Genomic DNA, 18894 nt, shown 5'->3' with positions numbered 1-18894 from the left:
GCGCGACCAGCCAGAACGGCGAGCCGCCCGCCCTCCGCGCCCCAACCACCCCACTCAGTGGGCGATGTTCTCGAACCCGGAGATATCAGAAGGCTTCCGAGTCCCAGGCCCCACGTACTCCGCAGAAGGCCGCACCAGCCGCCCCGTCCGCTTCTGCTCGAGAATATGCGCCGACCATCCGGCAGTACGCGCACACGTGAACATGGAAGTGAACATGTGCGAGGGAACTTCGGCGAAGTCGAGCATAATAGCCGCCCAGAACTCCACGTTGGTGGCCAGCACCCGGTCCGGCCGCCGATTGTGCAATTCCTCCAGCGCGGCCTTCTCCAACGCCTCGGCGATCTCGAACCGCGGCGCCCCCAACTCCCGCGCCGTCCGCCGCAGCACCCGAGCCCGAGGGTCCTCGGCCCGGTACACCCGGTGCCCGAACCCCATGAGCCGCTCACCCCGGTCCAGCGCCTTCTTCACGTACCCGACGGCGTCACCCGTGCGCTCGATCTCCTCGATCATCCCCAGCACGCGGGAGGGGGCGCCCCCGTGCAGCGGCCCCGACATCGCGCCCACCGCCCCGGACAGCGCGGCGGCGACATCGGCCCCGGTGGAGGCGATGACCCGTGCGGTGAAGGTGGACGCGTTCATGCCGTGCTCGGCGGCGGAGGTCCAGTACGCGTCGACGGCCGCGACATGCTTCGGGTCGGGCTCGCCGCGCCAGCGGATCATGAACCGCTCGACGACCGTGCGGGCCTTGTCGATCTCCCGCTGCGGCACCATCGGCAGCCCCTGGCCGCGCGCGGACTGGGCGACGTAGGAGAGCGCCATGACGGCGGCGCGGGCGAGGTCGTCGCGGGCCTGCCCGGCGTCGATGTCCAGCAGCGGCTTCAGGCCCCACACCGGCGCCAGCATGGCGAGCGCGGACTGCACGTCCACCCGGATGTCGCCGGAGTGCACGGGGATCGGGAACGGTTCGGCCGCGGGCAGGCCCGGCGCGAAGGCGCCGTCCACCAGCAGCCCCCACACGTTCCCGAAGGAGACGTGCCCGACGAGGTCCTCGATGTCGACGCCCCGGTAGCGGAGCGACCCGCCCTCCTTGTCCGGCTCGGCGATCTCGGTCTCGAAAGCGACGACTCCCTCTAGTCCGGGTACGAACGCGGACATAAGGCGGCTCCTCGGTGTGGGTCGGTGGCGGTCATCACCGGTACTGCCCCATACGCGCGGGGGTCACCCGGAACGAGGGGCGGGAACAGCACGATAGCCCTGAGTGCCACACTTGGGGAGACCCTGCGGCACTCAGTGCCACGTTCGTGCGATGCGGCAGGATGACCGCGTGACCGACCGCGATCTCACCCCGAAACCCGACCCGGCCGTGGACCCCGCGTTCATGCGCGAGCAGTACCGGGCACACGGTCTCGACGTGGAGCAACTGGCCGCGCGCCCGATGGACCAGTTCGCCCACTGGTTCGACGACGCCGTCCGCGCCTCCGTCCTCGGCACTCTCTACGAGCCCAACGCGATGGTCGTCTCCACCGTCGACCCCACCGGCCGTCCCAGCTCCCGCACGGTGCTGATGAAGGGCTACGACGGCGACGGCTTCGTCTTCTACACCAACTACGGCTCCCGCAAGGCCCGCGACCTGGCCGGCGACCCGTACGTCTCGCTGCTCTTCCCCTGGCACCCCATCGCCCGCCAGGTGATCGTCTGCGGGGTGGCCCGGCGCACCAGCCGCGAGGAGACCGCCGCCTACTTCCGCAGCCGCCCGCACGGCTCGCGGCTCGGCGCGTGGGCCAGCGCCCAGTCCACGGTGATCGGCTCCCGTGCGGAACTCGACGCCGCCTACGCCGACCTCGCCGCCCGGTACCCGGAGGGCGAGGAGGTGCCGGTGCCGGAGAACTGGGGCGGGTTCCGGGTCGCGCCGGAGACGGTGGAGTTCTGGCAGGGGCGGGAGAACCGGTTGCACGACCGGCTTCGGTACACCGCCCTGCCGGACGGCTCCTGGACGACCGAACGGCTGAGCCCTTGAGAGCGCGAGGGCCCGCAAACACGGAACGACCCGCGAGTTCTGGTTCCTCCGCCGTGCGGCGGGGGAGCCGGCCGGACGTGCCGGCGAACTCGCGGGTCGGGTGACTGCCTGGGATTGGGCCGGCCGCACGCTGAGATCACGTACTGGTCCGGCACCGCACTCGGTGGGGTGACGGGCCGCTAGCCCGCAGCCACCTCACGCGTCCGGTTTCCATACATCTGCCGAACCACCTCCCTTCCGTGTGCCGCCAGCCTAAAAAAGCGGGCACCGGAGGTTCAAGTGATTTTCACCGCCGCAATCTGGCGGAACGGCGTGTGGGCTGGGTCACGGTCGAGTTGAATGACCATCGACGCCGTCAGCCGGACGGATCGTGCAAGGGGGACCAGGGTGAGTGCTTCCCGGCGCAGTGGGACCACCGACGAGCTGGGACCGGAGGAACCGGGCGGCGCCGACCTGCTCAACGCCCTGCTGGACGGCATGGACGCCGCCCTGTGCGCCTTCGACGCGGACGGCACGGTCACCCACTGGAACCGCGAGGCCGAGCGCATCCTCGGCTGGAGCGCCGCCGAGGCGGTCGGCCGGCCGGGTTTCGCCGGCTGGGCGGTGCGCAGCGCCGACGACGCGGAGGTGCGCGAGCGGCTGCGGTCGGCGATGCGCGCCCCCGGCCGCCAGGTCCACGAGTTCGCCCTCGTCACCAAGGACGGCCGCCGCGTCCTGGTACGCACCCAGTCGGCGGCCGTACGCGGCCCGGACGGCCGCCCGGCGGGCCTGTACTGCGCGTTCAGCGAGGTGCACACCCAGATCGACCTGGAGCGGTCCATCGCGCTGAGCGAGGCCCTCTTCGAGGACGCGTCCTGGGGGGTCCTCCTCATCGACGCCGACCTGCGCCCGGCCGTCGTCAACGCGCACGCGGCCCGCGCCCTGGGCGTCGGCCGCTCCGCCGCGCTCGGGCGGCCGCTCGGCGAACTCCTCGCCCAGGGGGTGGAGGAGCTGGAGAACGCGCTCACCCATGTGCTGGCCGAGGGCGCCCCGCCCGGCCCGATCGAGCTGTGGGTGACCGTCCGCACGGCCGAGGGGGAGCGGCGGCGCTGCTGGCGCAGCGGGTTCGTCCGGCTGGCCTCGCCGCTGGGGCAGGAGCCGGTGCCGCTCGGGGTCGGCTGGCTCTTCCAGGACGTCACCGAGGCCCGGCTGGGGGAGCGCGAGGCGTCCCTGCTGCGGTTCCGCGTCAACCAGTTGCACCGCGCGGCCCGGGCCGCCGCCGAGTGCGAGGACCCCGCCGAGGCGGCCGTCGTCCACCTGGAGTTCGCCCTCGCCGGCTTCGCCGACCACGCCCTGCTGGACCGGCTCACCGAATCGCGCGGGGAGACCGTACGGCTGGAGCGGCTCGCCGCCACGCCCGCCGGGACACCGGGCGCCGACGTCCACACCGGGCTGCCCGTGCGCTACGCCCCGGACCACCCGGCACCCCGGTGCACCGAGCGCGGCGGCACCGTGCGCGCCGATGTGAACGGGGTACCGCCCGAGCGGTCGCGGGAGTGGGCCCGCACCCGGCACTGGCCGGCCGCCACCGCCCACGCGCTGTGCACCCCGCTGCGCAGCCGGGGGCGGACGCTGGGCGTGCTGACCTTCCTGCGCGGCACGTCCCGCGACGGCTTCGACCGCACGGACACCACGTACGCGGAGGAGGTGGCCGCGCGCATCGCGGCGGCGCTGGACCTGGCGGACACGGCACGGGGCACCGGACAGGTGTGAACCGCCGACGGCGGCAGAGGGACACCCCCTAGTGGTGGTAGTAGATCCGGTCGCCGTACTTCTCCATGATCCGGGCGTTCCAGTCGTGCCCGCCGTCCACGTTCCCCGAGCGCAGCAGCGGGGGCTCCACGCCCCGGTCGGCCAGAGTGGCCGCCGCCGTCGCGACCACGGACTGCATCAGGGCCGAGGTGACCACCGTGGAGGCGGGAGCGAAGGGCGCCGCAACGGTGTCGAGGCTCAGCTCGGCGTCCCCCACCGCGATCTTGGAGTCCAGCACGACGTCGCAGTGGTCCTTCAGGAACGTGCCCGAGCGGTGCCGGGAGGAGGTCCCGGTGGCGTAGGCCACCGAGGTGACACCGATGACCTTGATGCCCAGGGCGCGCGCGTGCTGGGCCATCTCCACCGGCAGGGCGTTGCGGCCGGACAGGGAGATGATCACCAGGGCGTCACCCTCGCGCAGCGGCGAGCTGTCCAGCACGGCGGTGGCGAGGCCGTCGACCCGCTCCAGGGCGGAGCCGAGGACGGCCGGGCTGACGTCGACGCCGACCACGCCCGGCACGGCGAGCAGGTTCATCAGGGCGAGTCCGCCCGCGCGATAGACGACGTCCTGCGCGGGGAGCGAGGAGTGTCCGGCGCCGAAGGCGAAGAGCCGTCCGCCCGACTCGACCGTGTCCGCGAGCAGGGTCCCGGCGGCGGCGACGGCCTCCGCCTCCTCCTCGCGCACCCGCCGCAGCAGGCCGATGGCCGCGTCCAGGAACCGGTCGGCCGGCGTGCCGTCGCTCATGCGGATGCCCCTTCGCGCCTCGATGTCGCGGATCACCGTGCGGTCCGGACCAGCGCGGTGTCAATATGGCCCGCGCTTCCCGGCCGAAGCGCGGCCGGATACCGCTGTTTCCCCGGCGCGGCACGATTGGCGGTGCCATCCGGCAGAATTGATTCTGGGCCAGCGCACGCGCCGGGAGCGGTGAGCTTTTCGGCAAAGTAATCGAGGGGCACGTATGTCCGGACTGATCGACACCACGGAGATGTATCTCCGCACCATCCTCGAACTGGAAGAGGAAGGCGTCGTCCCCATGCGCGCCCGCATCGCGGAACGGCTCGACCAGAGCGGGCCGACCGTCAGTCAGACGGTGGCCCGCATGGAGCGGGACGGACTGGTGTCCGTGGCCAGCGACCGTCATCTCGAGCTGACCGACGAGGGCCGCAGACTGGCCACCCGCGTGATGCGCAAGCACCGGCTCGCCGAGTGCCTGCTCGTGGACGTGATCGGGCTGGAGTGGGAGCAGGTGCACGCGGAGGCGTGCCGCTGGGAGCACGTGATGAGCGAGGCGGTGGAGCGCCGCGTGCTGGAGCTGCTGCGCCACCCCACCGAGTCGCCCTACGGCAACCCGATCCCGGGCCTGGAGGAACTGGGCGAGAAGGACGGCGCCGACCCGTTCCTGGACGAGGGCATGGTCTCGCTCGCGGAGCTGGACCCTGGCTCGGACGGCAAGACGGTCGTGGTGCGGCGGATCGGGGAGCCGATCCAGACCGACGCCCAGCTCATGTACACGCTGCGGCGGGCGGGTGTGCAGCCCGGCTCGGTGGTGAGCGTGACCGAGTCGGCGGGTGGCGTGCTGGTGGGCAGCGGTGGCGAGGCGGCGGAGCTGGCCTCCGACGTCGCCTCCCACGTCTTCGTCGCCAAGCGCTGAACGCGAGAGGTCCCGGCGCCGCCGCGGCGCCGGGACCTCACCTCCCCGGTACCGACCCGGAGCCCCGAGCTCCCAGGGTCAGTCCCTCCGGACCGTTTTTCCCCGAGCGGTCCGCCCCCCACGCCAGAGAAGATCCCCTCGGCGGTGGCGATCATTCCTCTTCCGGTGTCACTCGAACGAGGGGTGTTGGCGGAGCGAACGCCCGTGTCGAATGAGCTTTCGATAATCTGCGACGGCGGCAACCAGGCGACACACGACGACACACGGCAGCGACAGCGGCGGTACAACGGTACGAAGCAGGCGGAGCTGGGGGGTGCCAGGTCTATGGCACGACGTATCGAGGTCACAGGGGCGGGCGGGGTGCGGCTGGCCGCGTGGGAGTTCGCGGACCCGCCCAAGGAGGGGACCGGGCCCGGCGCGCGGGGCGTCCTCCTCCTCCACGGGCTCATGGGGCGCGCCGCGCACTGGGCGTCCACCGCGCGCGGGCTCGCCGGGCGGTACCGCGCGGTCGCGCTCGACCAGCGCGGGCACGGGCAGAGCGCCCAGCCGCCCGTGGAAGCCTGCACCCGGGAGGCCTACGTCGAGGACGCCGAGGCCGCGCTGGAGCAGCTCGCCCTCGCCCCCGCGGTGCTCGTCGGCCACGCGATGGGCGCGCTCACCGCCTGGCAGTTGGCCGCCCGCCGTCCGGAGCTGGTGCGCGGCCTGGTCATCTGCGACATGCGGGCCTCCGCGCTGGGCGCCGCCTCGCAGACCGAGTGGGCCGACTGGTTCCGCTCCTGGCCGCTGCCGTTCGCCACCCTCGCCGACGTCAGGCGCTGGTTCGCCGAGGACGACCCCCGCCTCGAACGTCCCGACCCCGCGCGCGGCGCCTTCTACGCCGAGGTCATGCACGAGTCCGCCGACGGCTGGCGCCCCCTCTTCGACCCCGACCGCATGCTCCGCACCCGCGAGAGCTGGGTCCACGACGCCCACTGGGACGAACTCACCCAGGTCCGCTGCCCCACCCTCGTGGTCCGCGGCCTCGACGGCGAACTCGGCCGGGCCGAGGCCCAGGAGATGGTCCGCGTCCTCCCGGACGGCCACTACGCCGAGATCCCCGACGCGGGGCACGTCCCCCACTACGACCAGCCGGCGGCCTGGCAGGGGGTGCTGGAGCAGTTCCTGAGCGACGTGGGGACACCCTGACGGGCAGCCCTGATCCGGCCGGCGGAGGAGCTCGCCCGCCTTCAGGAGCTCCCCTCCGCCGGAGCGGCGCCGACTAGCCCTTGCTGACCGCGACCAGGATCTCCGGGAGCCGGGCGGCCGTGCGCGGTGCGGCCAGGCGGAGGCCGGTCAGGGCCAGGGTGGCTCCGTAGGCGGCGCCCACGGGGAGGAGGAGCCAGGACCACCGGGCGCCTCCGTCGGTGATGTTCAGCCAGATCGTCGCCGCGATCACCGGGGAGCAGAGCAGGGCCGAGGCGACCATGCCGCCGAAGATGGAGATCCAGGCGAGGCCCGCCTGGCCGGGGGCGACGTTCTTGTGGCCCTCCTGCGGTATCGAGTAGGGGAAGCGGGCCGAGGTCCAGGCGCCGGTGGCGAGCATGGCGCCGAGCAGGGCCAGGGAGAGGCCCAGCACCTCGGGGAGGCGGGACCAGTCGCCCAGCAGCGCGGTGGTGACCACGGTGACGAGGGTGGCGTACGGCAGCGTGATCAGCAGCAGGGCCAGCGCCCGCCCGCGCAGCTCGGCGTAGGCGTCGCGCGGGGAGGAGACGGTCATCGCCACCATCCAGAACGCGGAGGTGTCCTGCCCGAACTGGTTGTACATCTGGATGCCGAGCATCCCGGAGGCGAAGCACGCGAAGTACAGCGACCCGGTGCCCTGGACGGCGTTGAACACCGGCACGATCAGCCCGATCGCCAGCGAGGTCACCCACGCCGCCTTGGTCTTCGGATCGCGCCAGATGTAGCGCAGCGTCCGCTCCATCACCGCCCCCGTGCGCCCGGCCGGCAGCAGCCGGGCGAGCCCCGCCGAGGCGCGGTCCCGGCCACCGTCGTCGGCCGCCTGGAGCGTGGAACCGTCCGGCGAGGTCATCAGCCGGGTCAGACTCCGCGCCCACGCCCCGATCAGCACCACCAGAAGCAGCGCGCACAGGGCGAGTCGGGCCAGCGCCACCCCGTACGCCCCCTCGCTCGCCGAGCGGACCGCGCCCAGCGCGGAGGCGGGCGGAACCCAGGCCAGCACGTCGGCCACCGGCCGGAGTTGGCCGAGTCCCCCCGAACCGAGTCGCTGGGCACCGAAGTTGACGAGCTGGGCGCCGATGGCGATGACCAGCCCGCTCAGCACGGCAAGGTCGCGGCCCTTGCGGCTGGTCAGCAGGCGAACGTTGGCCGCGGCGACCGCCCGCGCCAGCGCCACGCAGGTCAGCAGCGCCAGGGCGACCCCCACGACCGCGAAGGCCCAGCCCGCGCCGTGTGCCAGCGCCAGCCCGCAGCCCGCCAGCACCAGCAGGGTGAACACCGGGCCGATGCCGACCAGCGAGGCCGCGAGCAGCCCCCGGACCAGCGTCCGGGGCCGCAGCGGGAGCATGACCAGCCGGGTCGGGTCGAGGGTCTCGTCGCCCCCGGGGAAGAACAGCGGCATCACCGCCCAGCCCAGCGCCAGCACCGCCACCCCGGGCACGGCGACGGACTCCGGGTGGGACTGGAAGCGCAGGGCGACGAAGCCCAGCAGTTGCAGTAGCGCGAAGACCAGGGTGAGCACCGCCGAGGCGACGAACGCGGCGCGCCGGCCCGTGGACTGGCGCAGCCCGTTGCGCAGCAGGGACAGCTTCAGCCGGACCAGTACCGAGGTCGCGGAGGCGGGCGTCGCGCTCGTCATCGGACCGCCCCGCCGCCGAGCCAGTCCAGATCGGACCCGGCGTCCCGCCCGCTCGCGCCCACCAGCTCCAGGAACGCGCTCTGCAGGGTCGGGTGCTCCCCGCGCACCTCCGCCAGCGTCCCGGTCGCCCGGATGCGCCCGGCGGCCAGCACCGCGACCCAGTCGCACAGCGACTCCACCAGCTCCATCACGTGCGAGGAGAACACCACGGTCGCCCCCGACGCCGTGTACCGCTCCAGCACGCCCCGGATGGTCTGCGCGGAGACCGGGTCGACACCCTCGAACGGTTCGTCCAGGAACAGCACTTCGGGGTTGTGCAGCAGGGCCGCGGCGAGCCCGATCTTCTTGCGCATGCCGGTGGAGTAGTCGACGACGAGCTTGTGCTGCGACCCGGCGAGGTCCAGCACGTCCAGCAACTGGGTGGCGCGCTTGTCCACCTCGACACCCGGCAGCCCCCTCAACCGCCCGCTGTAGGCCAGGAGTTCGCGCCCCGACAACCGCTCGAACAGCCGCAGTCCCTCCGGCAGCACCCCGATCCGGGACTTCACCGCCACCGGGTCCCGCCACACGTCGTGCCCGACGATCTCGACGGACCCCTGATCGGGCCGGAGCAGACCGGTGACCATCGACAGGGTGGTGGTCTTGCCCGCTCCGTTCGGGCCGACCAGCCCGATGAACTTCCCGGCCGGCAGGTCGAGGTCGATGCCGCCCACCGCGACATGCTGCCCGAACTGCTTCCAGAGTCCCCGTACCCGTACCGCTGCCTCCGTCATGACGGAAACCCTACGGTGACGCCCCTCGCCGGGGCACCCGTGCGGCGGAACCGCGAAGTCCGGGTATCGCCCGCCAGTCCGGGTATCGCTCAGCAATCCTGGTTGCAGGCGTACGCCAGCGCCGGGACCAGCTCCTCCGCGTCCGGCAGCCACCGGTTGGCCGGCGTCGGACGGCACGCCCACTGCACCGCGCCCCGCGAACCGATCCGGGTCGGCGGCGCCGCCAGGTACCGCCCCTCGCCCAGCGCGGCCAGATCGCGCGCGGCCGCCGCCCAGCCGATCTGCCGCACCAGCTCCGGCGCCTTCGCCGCGCCGCCCGGCAGCACGAGGAACTGCATGCGCCGGTCCGGGGTGAGGGTCACCGGGCCGAGGTTCAGATCCATGCGCCGCATCCGGGCCAGCGCCAGGAAACCGGCGCTCTCCGGCACGGACAGCGCGTCGAAGGTGCGGCCGGTCGGCAGCAGGATCGACGCCGAGGGCTGCTCCCGCCACATCTCCCGGACGACAGCCGGGCTGCCGGTCGCGCGCGTCGCCCAGTCGGGGCGCGTGGGATGCGCGCCGGGCGCGGGACAGGCGGTGTCGCCGCAGGAGCAGTACCGCACGCCGCCCGCGTCCACCAGCCAACTGCCCGCCAGCACCTCCCAGTGCCGCTCCTCGGCGTACGCGACGGCGGTCTCCAGCAGCGTGCCCCCGCGCGGGCGCGGAATCCGGGCCGCCTCGGGGCCCGCGGTCGTCTCGTCCACGTCCCACTCAACTGCCGCGTCCACCCGGGGTTACGGCCGGGCCGTGCGCCGGGGCGGCACACCGGCCCGGTCGCCGGGGCGCATGGGAGCACGGGCGGGGGCGCGCGGGAGAGGCGGACGGGCGGCGCGGGTAGCCAGGAGGGGCACGGGGCGCGCGGGGGAGACGGCTTTACCCCGGCAAACCGCACATGTCGCGCATTGACGCTATGTCGACTGGGAAGTGATGTGCAGACCGGAACGACCAGTGATCTTCACGCTCCAGGGGTTCGCAGGGGGTAGCGCATGGCCGCGAGGCCGCTAGTGGCGAGGCAGCCGAACGAACGGCTGCAGGCACTCATCCAGGAAGCGGGGTGCTCGAACGCGGGGCTGGCCCGGCGCGTCAACATGTGCGGCGCCGAGCACGGACTCGACCTGCGCTACGACAAGACCTCCGTGGCCCGCTGGCTGCGCGGGCAGCAGCCGCGCGGACGCGCCCCGGCGATCATCGCGGAGGCGCTCGGCCGCAAGCTCGGCCGTACGGTCACGATCGACGAGATCGGCATGGCCAACGGCAAGAACCTCGCCTCCGGCGTGGGCCTGCAGTTCTCGCCGACGGTCCTCGGGGCCATCGAGCAGGTCTGCGAGCTGTGGCGCAGCGACGTGGGGCGGCGGGACTTCCTGACCGGCTCCTCGGTCGCCGCCTCCGCGCTGGTCGAGCCCAGCCGGGACTGGCTGATCTCGGCGCCGGACGCCCAGGTGGCCCGGCAGGCGGGCCCGCGCGTGGGCCAGGCCGACGTGGCGGCCGTGCGCTCGATGACCCAGGCGCTGGTCGACCTCGACCACCAGTACGGCAGCGGGCATGTGCGCCCGGTCGTCGTGCACTACCTCAACAGCGTGGTCTCCGGCCTGCTCGCGGGCTCCTACCGGGAGGCGGTCGGCCGCGACCTCTTCGCCGCCGTGGCCCGGTTGACCGAGCTGGCCGGGTACATGGCGGTCGACACCGGCCAACCGGGCCTGGCCCAGCGGTACTACATCCAGTCGCTGCGCCTGGCGCAGGCGGCCGGGGACCGGGGGTACGGCGGCTATGTACTGGCCGCCTCCATGAGCCACCTCGCCGCCGAACTCGGAAACCCGCGCGAGATCGCCCAGCTGGCGCGCGCCGCGCAGGAGGGCGCCCGGGGCCGGGTCACACCGCGCGCCGAGTCGATGTTCCACGCGGCCGAGGCGCGCGGGCACGCCGTACTGGGCGATGTGCGCGCCGCACAGGCGTCAGCGGGGCGGGCCATCGCGGCGCTGGAGCGGGCGGACGCCTCCGACGGCGACGACCCGGTGTGGATCGCCCACTTCGACGAGGCTTATCTCGCCGACGAGTTGGCGCACTGCCACCGTGACCTCGGGCAGGCCGAGGCCGCCGCGAGATACGCCCGGCAGGCGCTGGAGCGGCACCCCGTCTCGCGGGCCCGGCGCCGGGCCATCGGCTATGTGCTCCTCGCCACGGCCCAGGTGCAGCAGCGCGAGATCGAGCAGGCGTGCGGCACCGGCATGAAGGCGGTGGAGCTGCTGGAGACGCTCCGCTCCGAGCGCGGCACCGAGTACCTGGAGGACCTCCAGCAGCGGCTGCAGCCCTTCCGGGACGAGGCGGTGGTACGGGAGTTCGGGGCACGACTCGACGTCCGGCAGGCCGCCTGAACAGTCGGTGCGCCCGAGTGCCCTTGTGGGAAAGGGCACTCGGGCGCTGAGCTGCGTGGCACCGGGCTCCGCGGACCCGGTAGCGTGAGCCGACGATTCCGAACGTCCTTCAATCGTAGGAGTCCCGGTGACGCAGAGTGGACAGGGCGATGAGCCCTCGGCGCGACCCGCGCACGAAGGCATCGTGCTGCCCTCCGACGGAGGGGAGCCCCTGCTGCCGGGCATGACGGGGACACCCGCGACACCCCCGGGCGGCCAGCCCTGGGGCGGCTCCTGGGGCCCCGGCCAGGACCAGCAGCAGCCCCAGCACCAGCAGCACCACCAGCAGCATCAGCAGCATCAGCAGCACGAGCAGGGCCAGGGCTGGCCCCCGGCCGCCGCGCAGGAGTGGCAGCCCCAGCAGCCGTCCGGCCCCGGTCCGATGCCGCCCGAGGGCCCCACGTACGACGCGCAGGGCTACGGCGGCGCGCAGCCCTACCCCCAGCAGCACCAGGGGTACGGCGACGACGGCTATCCGCAGCACTCCGCGCCGCTGCCGCCGATGGACGAGGCGGCCACCCAGTTCATGCCGCCGGTCGGCCCGGGCCAGGGGCCCGAGGGCGCGACCCAGTACCTCCCGCCGGTCCCCTCCGGCGGCGCCGACCAGGCCGCGACGCAGTACATACCCCCGGTGGCGTCGGGCGCGCTGCCGCCGGAGGCCACCGGGAACGACGGCCGTCAGGGCTATCCGCAGCAGTCGGCGCACGAGGCGGCCACCCAGTACATCCCGCCCTACCAGGCCGGCGCCGACCGGCAGCCGCCCGCCGAGTTCGACAACCTCTTCCGGGGCACCCCCTACGGCGGCGACGCCGCCCAGGGCTCGACCCAGCAGATGCCGCGCGTCCCGGCCCCGGACCCGCGGCCGCCGGCGCCCGTGGTCTCGGCCCAGCCCGCCTACCGGCCGCCGATGGACCACGACGACGACGGCGGACGGCGCGGCGGCGGCCGCACGGGTTCGCGGCTGCCGTTGATCGCGGCCGTCGGCGTCGGCATCGTCGTCCTCGGCATCGGCGCGGGCGCCCTGCTCAGCGGGGGCGGTGACGACGGCGACGACAACCGGCCGGTCGCCTCCTCCACCCCGGCCAGCGAGAAGCCCTCGCCGTCCGCGTCGGCCGCCGATCCGGCCCAGCCGCAGGCGGCCGAGCTGGACAAGCTGCTCGCCGACAGCGGCAGCAGCCGTTCCACCGTGATCCAGTCGGTCGAGCGCATCCGGCAGTGCCAGGACCTCGACCAGGCCGCCGCCGACCTGCGCGGAGCCGCCAAGCAGCGCGCCGACCTGGTCACCCGGCTCGGCAAGCTGTCGGTGGACAAGCTGCCGAACAACGCCGAGCTGAACGCGGCACTGACCGCCGCCTGGCAGGCGTCGGCCGCCGCCGACAACCACTACGCGGCCTGGGCGCGGCAGGCCAAGAGCAAGAAGGTCTGCGCCAAGGGCCACGCCCGCACGACCGACCAGACCCGGGCCGGCAACGCCCAGAGCGGAACCGCCAGCGCCCAGAAGACGAAGGCGGCCCAGCTCTGGAACGCCATCGCCACCAAGTACGGGCTCAGCACCCGCCAGCCGACCCAGCTCTGAGGTCCGGGCGGCGGGTCAGCCCACGTCCGCGCTCTCCAGCGTCCGCGTCATGTCGCCGCCCGCGGCGGCCCCCGTGCCGCCCGGCCGGACGGCGGTCAGCCTGCCCTCCCGCACCACCTGGAGGGTGACGTCGGCGTTGACCAGGCGCGGGAAGCCGACCGCCGAGAGCCGGGTCTCGTCCGGCCAGTGCAGGGTCGGGGTCAGCCCGCCGGTGGACACCTTCAGGCCGCCGTCCAGGGTGTGGCGCACGGTGTCCGGGGTCACGTCGCCGTCGCCGATCCGCTCCAGCGCGGCCCCCAGCACGGTGTAGGCGATCCAGGTGGTCTGCACCCCGGCGTCGGCCGGGTCGATGCTGTTGTCGCCGAACGCCTCCTCGCTGATCACCTGCTTCATCGGGTTCCAGCGCGGATCGGACGCCACCGGGTACCAGCCCGTGATGTACGCCCCCTCGTACGGCCCCGAGGCGCCGCCGGTCGCGTTGATCTCCGTCTGGTCGACGCTGCCCAGCACGGTCGCCGTGCGCACCGGTGCGTGGTCGGCGCGGACGCGGCGGAAGGAGTCCATGAAGGTGTCGGTGCGGTCGCCGAGCGCGGGCACCACGCATCCCTTGCGCGCCGGGTCGGCGGTGGCGCCGCGCAGCGCCCGCTCGGCCTGGTCGCCGTACTCGGTGGCGTCCTCGGCGGCGAGCTCGTCGCTGGCCGCCCGGTGGCCGCCCGCCTTCAGGCCCGAGTCGAGCAGCGCGGGCAGCTGGTCCCCGGCGATGCTGTCCGGCCGTACCAGCGCGACGGGGCCGCACGTGGCCGCGAGCGCCTGTCCGAGGCCCGCCAGCAGCGCGGGCTGGCCGCCGTTGACCGGGTAGGAGTACGGGCCGGTGAACTCGTCGCTGGTGACGCCGTAGCCGCCGATGTAGGGGATGCCCGCGCTCTCCAGCGGGGCGAGGAAGGAGTCCCCGAACTGGCTGTAGGAGCCGACGACCGCGACCACGTTCTCGGCCGCCGCGCGGCGGGCGCACTTGGCGGCGCCCACGCTGTCGTTGTGCTCGTTGCAGGTCAGCACGGTGAGCGTGCGGCCGCCGACCCCGCCCTGCTTGTTGAGCCACTTCGCGTACGCGCGGGCCATCGCGGGCATGCCCGGCTTGTTGGTGGCGGCGGTGTTCTGCGGCGCCCAGGTCATCACTCTGACGGTGCCGTCCCCGGCGCCGCCGCCCGTGCCGGGTACGGTCCCGCAGCCGACGGTCAGCACGGCGCACAGGGCCAGCGCGCCCGTGTACCGGGCGGCCCGCCGAGGCCGGGGTGAGGAGGGTGAGCTGTCAGGGGTGTGTCGCCTGCCGGTCATGGGCCGCCACGATTCCCGCACATCGTCAACCGGGGAGTGACGCCCGGTCGACGTTGGGTGACACGAGGGTGAACACCGGGGGCGGATGTGGCCGATGTCGTGCGGAACGTACGATCGATGACCGTGCAAGGTTCGGAGAACTCTTCCCGTCGCGGCCGTCGCTCCTCCACCATGGGCGGCATGCCGCTTAACGACATGCCGTGGTGGCGCTGGCGCAGCAACGTGCGCTCCGCGCTGCACATGCTCTCCGACCCGGCCTTCCAGCGCGACGTCTGGCTCGCGGGCGTGGAGGGGTACGGGGACGTCACCGACGCGGTCTACCGGCTGGTGGAGGACACCTGGCTGGACAACTGGTCGGCCGAGAAATACGTCGGCACCATCTTCCGGGACTCGCAGGAGGCCGCGCTGGTGGACACCGCCGTGCTGCGGGTGCTGCGGATCATGCACCAGGTCGGCCCGGACGCCCCGGTCGCCGCCTATCTGGAGCACCCGCAGTGGCCGGAGGCGGTACGGGCCGCCCGGGACGCCCATCTGCGGCTCGCCGCCGGCGACGGCGACGACCCGTCGGCGGTCCCGCGCAGCCTGGAGGCGCTGCGCGTCCTGACCACCGCCCTCTGAGCGCCCGTCCGGCGTCCGGCTGACGGACACGGGCCCCGGCCGGGCTGCCCGGCGTGAGATCGTGTAGTGCATGAACGAGCAGCCCAGCCGAGCCGCCGCCACGGCCGACACCCTGGCGGACCAGTACGTCCTCACCCTCTCCTGCCCGGACAAAAAGGGCATCGTGCACGCCGTGTCGAGCTACCTCTTCATGACCGGCTGCAACATCGAGGACAGCCAGCAGTTCGGCGACCACGACACGGGCCTGTTCTTCATGCGCGTCCACTTCTCGGCGGAGGCCCACGTCACGCTGGAGAAGCTGCGGGCGAGCTTCGCCGCGATCGGTGACTCCTTCCACATGGACTGGCAGATCAGCCGGGGCGACCAGAAGATGCGGATCGTGCTGATGGTCAGCAAGTTCGGGCACTGCCTGAACGACCTGCTGTTCCGGGCCGGCACCGGGGCGCTGCCGGTGGAGATCGCGGCCGTGGTGTCCAACCACACGGACTTCGCGGAACTGGTGGGGTCGTACAACATCCCCTTCCACCACATCCCGGTGACGCGGGACACCAAGGCGCAGGCGGAGGCGCGGCTGCTGGAGCTGGTCCGGGAGGAGGGGGTCGAGCTGGTGGTTCTCGCGCGGTACATGCAGGTGCTCTCGGACGACCTCTGCAAGGCGCTCAGCGGGCGGATCATCAACATCCACCACTCGTTCCTGCCCAGCTTCAAGGGTGCGAAGCCGTACCACCAGGCTCATGAGCGGGGGGTCAAGCTGATCGGGGCCACCGCGCACTACGTCACCGCGGATCTCGACGAGGGGCCGATCATCGAGCAGGAGGTCGAGCGGGTGGGGCACGAGCTGCGGCCCGACCAGCTGGTGGCCATCGGGCGGGACGTGGAGTGCCAGGCGCTGGCCCGGGCGGTCAAGTGGCATGCCGAGCGGCGCATTCTTCTCAACGGGCGCCGGACCGTCGTCTTCGCTTAGGCGATGTGGCGGGTGCGGGTGCGGGTGCGTCGTGGCGTGTCGCGCAGGTGCCCGCGTCCCTGAGGCGGGCATGGGTTCACCGGCGTCTCAGAGGTGCCCTACATGCGGCTCAGGGACGCTGTCGCCGTGAGTACGTCTCTGATCGCCTCCCTGTCGCCCCTCTGGCCCGCCGTCGTCTCCTCCGGGGTCAGGTGGCCCGCCGCCAGGCGGCAGAACTCGACCCCGTCCAAGGCCACGTGGGCCACCTCGTGTTCGGGGGTGGGGTCGGATGAGGAGTCCAGGGGGATCAGCCACTGGCCGCCTGCGGCGCCCTCGATCTCCAGACGGAGGCTGCGGCCGGGGACGGCGGGCGGGGAGGTGCCCCGGTGGGCGGCCACCGCCAACGGGAGCATGCGGGCCGCCAGTTCGATCATGCGGCTCAAGTGCCGCGGAGCGGGCGGGTCGTACGGGTAGTCCACCGCCTTGGCGATGTCGTCCGCGTGCACCCAGCACTCGAAGGCGCGGTCCACCATCGCGTCCCGCAGGGGCAGCGTGAAGTCGCCGTAGCTCACCGGGAATCCGCCCGCGCCGCCGGTGAAGGACACGGTGCGCAGCAGCTGGTGGCTCTGGTCGCGCCAGCGGGCGCGCACCGCGCGGGTCTGCGGGAAGTGCGAGGCACGCCAGAACGCCTCGGTCCGCCCCGCCGGCCCGGCCGCGCCCCGTACGTCCGGCTCCGCCCGGGCGACGGCGTCGGTCAGCGGGTCCTCCAGCCCGAGCGCGGTCGCCACCATCCCGTCGACCGACAGCAGGTGCGCGATCACCCCGGCGACCGTCGTCCGGCGGGTCGCCGGCACGCCCGACTCGAACCAGCGCAGCCGCACCGGCGTGTGCCACTCGGCGTCGCCGAAGTCCCGCAGCAGCGCGTCGAGGCGGGCGGTCTCCGCGTCGTAGGAGGCCGCCCAGTCGGGGACCGGGATGCGCGGCGGGCGGCGGCGCAGGCAGTTCTCCAGGACCCGGCCGCGCAGGGTGGGGTCGACCTCCAGGCTCTCCGGGCGGTGCAGCAGGCCGACCGCCTCGCGCAGGCGGCGCGCCTCGTCGGCGCACGCCCCGCACTCGCCGAGGTGCTCCTCCACCGCCTCCGTCTCCGCCGTCGAGCAGGCGGCCAGCGCCCAGGCGCCGAGCAGGGAACGCAGCACCTCGTGCGGGAGGTCGAGCCGTTCGGGTCCGGCGGGGGAGCGGGGCGGGGGCACGCGCTCGGCCGCGCCCTCCGCGGGTCCGTCCGGCGCCGTGAAGCGGTGCGGGTCGGTCATCGGGCACCCCCGAGTCCCGGCGGCGCCACGGTGTCGTGGGCGGTGGAGAGCAGTTGCAGGCCGAGGCGGAGCCGGCGGCGCGCCTCGTCCTCGGTGACGCCGAGGTCGGTGGCGGCCTGGCGGTAGTCGCGCCGCTGGAAGTAGGCCAGCTCCAGCGCGGCCCGCAGCGGGTGCGGCATGGAGTGGACGATGTAGTCGGCGCGGGCGGCGACGGAGGCGTGCCGCACCCGGCTCTCCAGGGCGGCCAGTTCCGCCGGGGAGTCGCCGCCGAGCGCGGCCGTCTCGGTCTCGCGCAGCTTCTGGACGGCCAGCCGCTGGGTCGTGGCGGCGATCCAGGTGCGCAGCGGTCCCTGCCGGTGGTCGTAGGTGTCGGGGTGCTCCCAGACATGGGCGAAGACCTCGCGGGTGACGGCGGCGGCGGCCGTGTCGTCGCCCAGCACGCGGTGCGCGAGGCCCTGCACCAGGGAGGCGAACCGGTCGTAGAGTTCGCCCAGCGCGGCGGCCTCACCGCGCGCGAGCCGCTGCTGCATCGTCCGGTCCCAGCGGGGCGGTACGTCCTTGGCCGGCATGCGGTTCCTCCCCTCGCCGTGTCCAGGGTGTGCCCGGCGTCCCCTCGAATGTAGTCGGCATGTCCGACGGTGCACGCCCCTTTGTGTCAATGCGCGCCCCCGGCAGCGCCGCAGGTGGTAGGGGTCTCTTCACACCGCCTTCACTTATCTCAAGCCCATCTCCGATCGAAGTACGATCGAACCCGATCGACAGTGACCGAAACAAGCCCTTAGTCGATCCCTCCGCGGTTTGCGGTTCCGTGTTTCAGGGAAACGGCCGCTGGGCAGCCGCGCGGAAAGAACCGAAGGAACTGCTTCCATTTCCGGGTGGTTCCGCAAGATCCGCCGAGCGGAGAGGTGTGGCCGTGGCTTTCGAAGTGACCGGCACCGAACGGGGCGAGTGGGCCGTGCTCCAGGTGGCCGGCGAACTGGACCTGGTGACCTCGCCCGTGCTGCGGCAGCGGGTGCACGACGTGGTCGCCGAGGGGAACCACAGCCTGGTCCTCGATCTCTCCGAGGTCTTCTTCTGCGACTCCAGCGGGGTCGGCGTGCTCATCGCGGCCCGCCGGCTGATCCGCTCCTGCCAGGGCAGGCTGCGGCTGATCCTGCCCGACCGGGGCGCGGAGGACGGCTCGCACGTGAACCGCGTCCTCGGCGCGCTCGGGGTGCGCCGCCTCTTCGACGTGCGCCCGGACGTCGAGTCCGCCACCGCCGACGAGGCGGGATCGCTGTCGGCCTGAGCGCCGGCACGGCCGAGGTGAGCGCCTTCGGTGCCACGATTCATGGCCATGGATGTCGCGGATCGTGGCGAGAACGGGTCACGCAGCGTGGAGATGATTCCCGTACTCCGACTGTGACTCGTCACGGCCCGGAGTCGGACGCCCCCTCGGGTACCTTGGGTCGAATGCGAGTGACCGCGACCGCGAGTGCCAGCGGCAGGGCCCCGCGTGCCGCCTGTTCGACTCCCCGGCGAGTGCGTCGCACAGTATGCCGCACGAGTACTCCTTCGCGCGGGAATATGCCC

Annotated in this window: 17 protein-coding genes; 9 read left to right on the top strand and 8 right to left on the bottom strand. The window is 73.4% G+C overall.

Features of this window, described 5'->3' with window-relative positions; all coding sequences use genetic code 11:
* Nucleotides 1-54 precede the first annotated feature (54 nt).
* Nucleotides 55-1155 (bottom strand): citrate synthase 2, encoded by a 1101-nt coding sequence (locus EV284_RS27795; RefSeq protein WP_130338897.1) that lies wholly within the window; start codon nucleotides 1153-1155, stop codon nucleotides 55-57.
* A 151-nt stretch (nucleotides 1156-1306) separates the two neighbouring features.
* Here EV284_RS27795 and pdxH point away from each other — a divergent pair, with 151 nt between their 5' ends.
* Together pdxH and EV284_RS27785 are read left to right on the top strand one after the other, a co-directional pair.
* Nucleotides 1307-2017 (top strand): pyridoxamine 5'-phosphate oxidase, encoded by a 711-nt coding sequence (gene pdxH / locus EV284_RS27790; protein ID WP_207229153.1) that lies wholly within the window; start codon nucleotides 1307-1309, stop codon nucleotides 2015-2017.
* A gap of 387 nt (nucleotides 2018-2404) precedes the next feature.
* Nucleotides 2405-3769, top strand: coding sequence for a PAS domain-containing protein (locus tag EV284_RS27785; protein ID WP_130338893.1), 1365 nt, complete (start codon nucleotides 2405-2407; stop codon nucleotides 3767-3769).
* 28 nt (nucleotides 3770-3797) lie between these two features.
* On the opposite strand, the gene EV284_RS27780 is transcribed toward EV284_RS27785, so the two are convergent.
* Entirely contained in the window at nucleotides 3798-4553 is a 756-nt protein-coding gene (locus EV284_RS27780; protein WP_130338891.1) for an SIS domain-containing protein, read from the bottom strand.
* 214 nt (nucleotides 4554-4767) lie between these two features.
* On the opposite strand from EV284_RS27780, the gene EV284_RS27775 reads away from it, so the two are divergent.
* Both EV284_RS27775 and EV284_RS27770 read left to right on the top strand, forming a co-directional pair.
* Nucleotides 4768-5460 carry a metal-dependent transcriptional regulator gene (locus EV284_RS27775; protein ID WP_086689846.1) on the top strand — a complete coding sequence of 231 codons (693 nt, stop codon included), beginning with the start codon at nucleotides 4768-4770 and terminating at the stop codon, nucleotides 5458-5460.
* Nucleotides 5461-5784: 324 nt separating this feature from the next.
* Nucleotides 5785-6645 (top strand): alpha/beta hydrolase, encoded by an 861-nt coding sequence (locus EV284_RS27770; RefSeq protein WP_130338889.1) that lies wholly within the window; start codon nucleotides 5785-5787, stop codon nucleotides 6643-6645.
* 73 nt (nucleotides 6646-6718) lie between these two features.
* Here EV284_RS27770 and EV284_RS27765 read toward each other — a convergent pair whose 3' ends face one another.
* The 3 genes from EV284_RS27765 to EV284_RS27755 form a co-directional block, all read right to left on the bottom strand.
* Nucleotides 6719-8317 carry a transporter gene (locus EV284_RS27765; RefSeq protein WP_130338887.1) on the bottom strand — a complete coding sequence of 533 codons (1599 nt, stop codon included), beginning with the start codon at nucleotides 8315-8317 and terminating at the stop codon, nucleotides 6719-6721.
* A complete protein-coding gene (locus EV284_RS27760; protein ID WP_130338885.1) occupies nucleotides 8314-9090 on the bottom strand; it encodes an ABC transporter ATP-binding protein in 777 nt (258 codons plus the stop codon). Before EV284_RS27760 ends, EV284_RS27765 begins: the two co-directional genes overlap by 4 nt.
* Nucleotides 9091-9179: 89 nt before the next feature.
* Nucleotides 9180-9833 (bottom strand): bifunctional DNA primase/polymerase, encoded by a 654-nt coding sequence (locus EV284_RS27755; protein ID WP_130338883.1) that lies wholly within the window; start codon nucleotides 9831-9833, stop codon nucleotides 9180-9182.
* Between the two features lie 282 nt (nucleotides 9834-10115).
* On the opposite strand from EV284_RS27755, the gene EV284_RS27750 reads away from it, so the two are divergent.
* Entirely contained in the window at nucleotides 10116-11501 is a 1386-nt protein-coding gene (locus EV284_RS27750) for a transcriptional regulator (RefSeq protein WP_130338881.1), read from the top strand.
* 127 nt (nucleotides 11502-11628) lie between these two features.
* A complete protein-coding gene (locus EV284_RS27745; protein ID WP_130338879.1) occupies nucleotides 11629-13116 on the top strand; it encodes a hypothetical protein in 1488 nt (495 codons plus the stop codon).
* Between the two features lie 15 nt (nucleotides 13117-13131).
* On the opposite strand, the gene EV284_RS27740 is transcribed toward EV284_RS27745, so the two are convergent.
* A complete protein-coding gene (locus EV284_RS27740; protein WP_165425664.1) occupies nucleotides 13132-14451 on the bottom strand; it encodes an ABC transporter substrate-binding protein in 1320 nt (439 codons plus the stop codon).
* Nucleotides 14452-14568: 117 nt separating this feature from the next.
* On the opposite strand from EV284_RS27740, the gene EV284_RS27730 reads away from it, so the two are divergent.
* Complete coding sequence (locus EV284_RS27730; protein WP_130338875.1) at nucleotides 14569-15069, top strand: hypothetical protein; 501 nt, start codon at nucleotides 14569-14571, stop codon at nucleotides 15067-15069.
* Between the two features lie 70 nt (nucleotides 15070-15139).
* Complete coding sequence (purU, locus tag EV284_RS27725) at nucleotides 15140-16033, top strand: formyltetrahydrofolate deformylase (protein WP_130338873.1); 894 nt, start codon at nucleotides 15140-15142, stop codon at nucleotides 16031-16033.
* Nucleotides 16034-16131: 98 nt separating this feature from the next.
* Here purU and EV284_RS27720 read toward each other — a convergent pair whose 3' ends face one another.
* Together EV284_RS27720 and EV284_RS27715 are read right to left on the bottom strand one after the other, a co-directional pair.
* Nucleotides 16132-17322: a maleylpyruvate isomerase N-terminal domain-containing protein gene (locus EV284_RS27720; protein WP_130338871.1), complete on the bottom strand. Its 1191-nt coding sequence runs from the start codon at nucleotides 17320-17322 to the stop codon at nucleotides 16132-16134.
* Nucleotides 17319-17891 (bottom strand): sigma factor, encoded by a 573-nt coding sequence (locus tag EV284_RS27715; RefSeq protein ID WP_130338869.1) that lies wholly within the window; start codon nucleotides 17889-17891, stop codon nucleotides 17319-17321. The genes EV284_RS27720 and EV284_RS27715 overlap by 4 nt, the downstream gene beginning before the upstream one ends.
* Nucleotides 17892-18229: 338 nt before the next feature.
* Here EV284_RS27715 and EV284_RS27710 point away from each other — a divergent pair, with 338 nt between their 5' ends.
* Nucleotides 18230-18610 carry an STAS domain-containing protein gene (locus EV284_RS27710; RefSeq protein ID WP_130338867.1) on the top strand — a complete coding sequence of 127 codons (381 nt, stop codon included), beginning with the start codon at nucleotides 18230-18232 and terminating at the stop codon, nucleotides 18608-18610.
* The last annotated feature ends 284 nt before the right edge of the window (nucleotides 18611-18894 follow it).

The organism is Streptomyces sp. BK022, from assembly GCF_004217355.1.
GTDB classification, from domain to species: domain Bacteria; phylum Actinomycetota; class Actinomycetes; order Streptomycetales; family Streptomycetaceae; genus Streptomyces; species Streptomyces griseoluteus.
The sequence above is the reverse complement of the archived record's forward strand: the minus strand, read 5'-3'. Positions and strand labels throughout refer to the sequence as shown.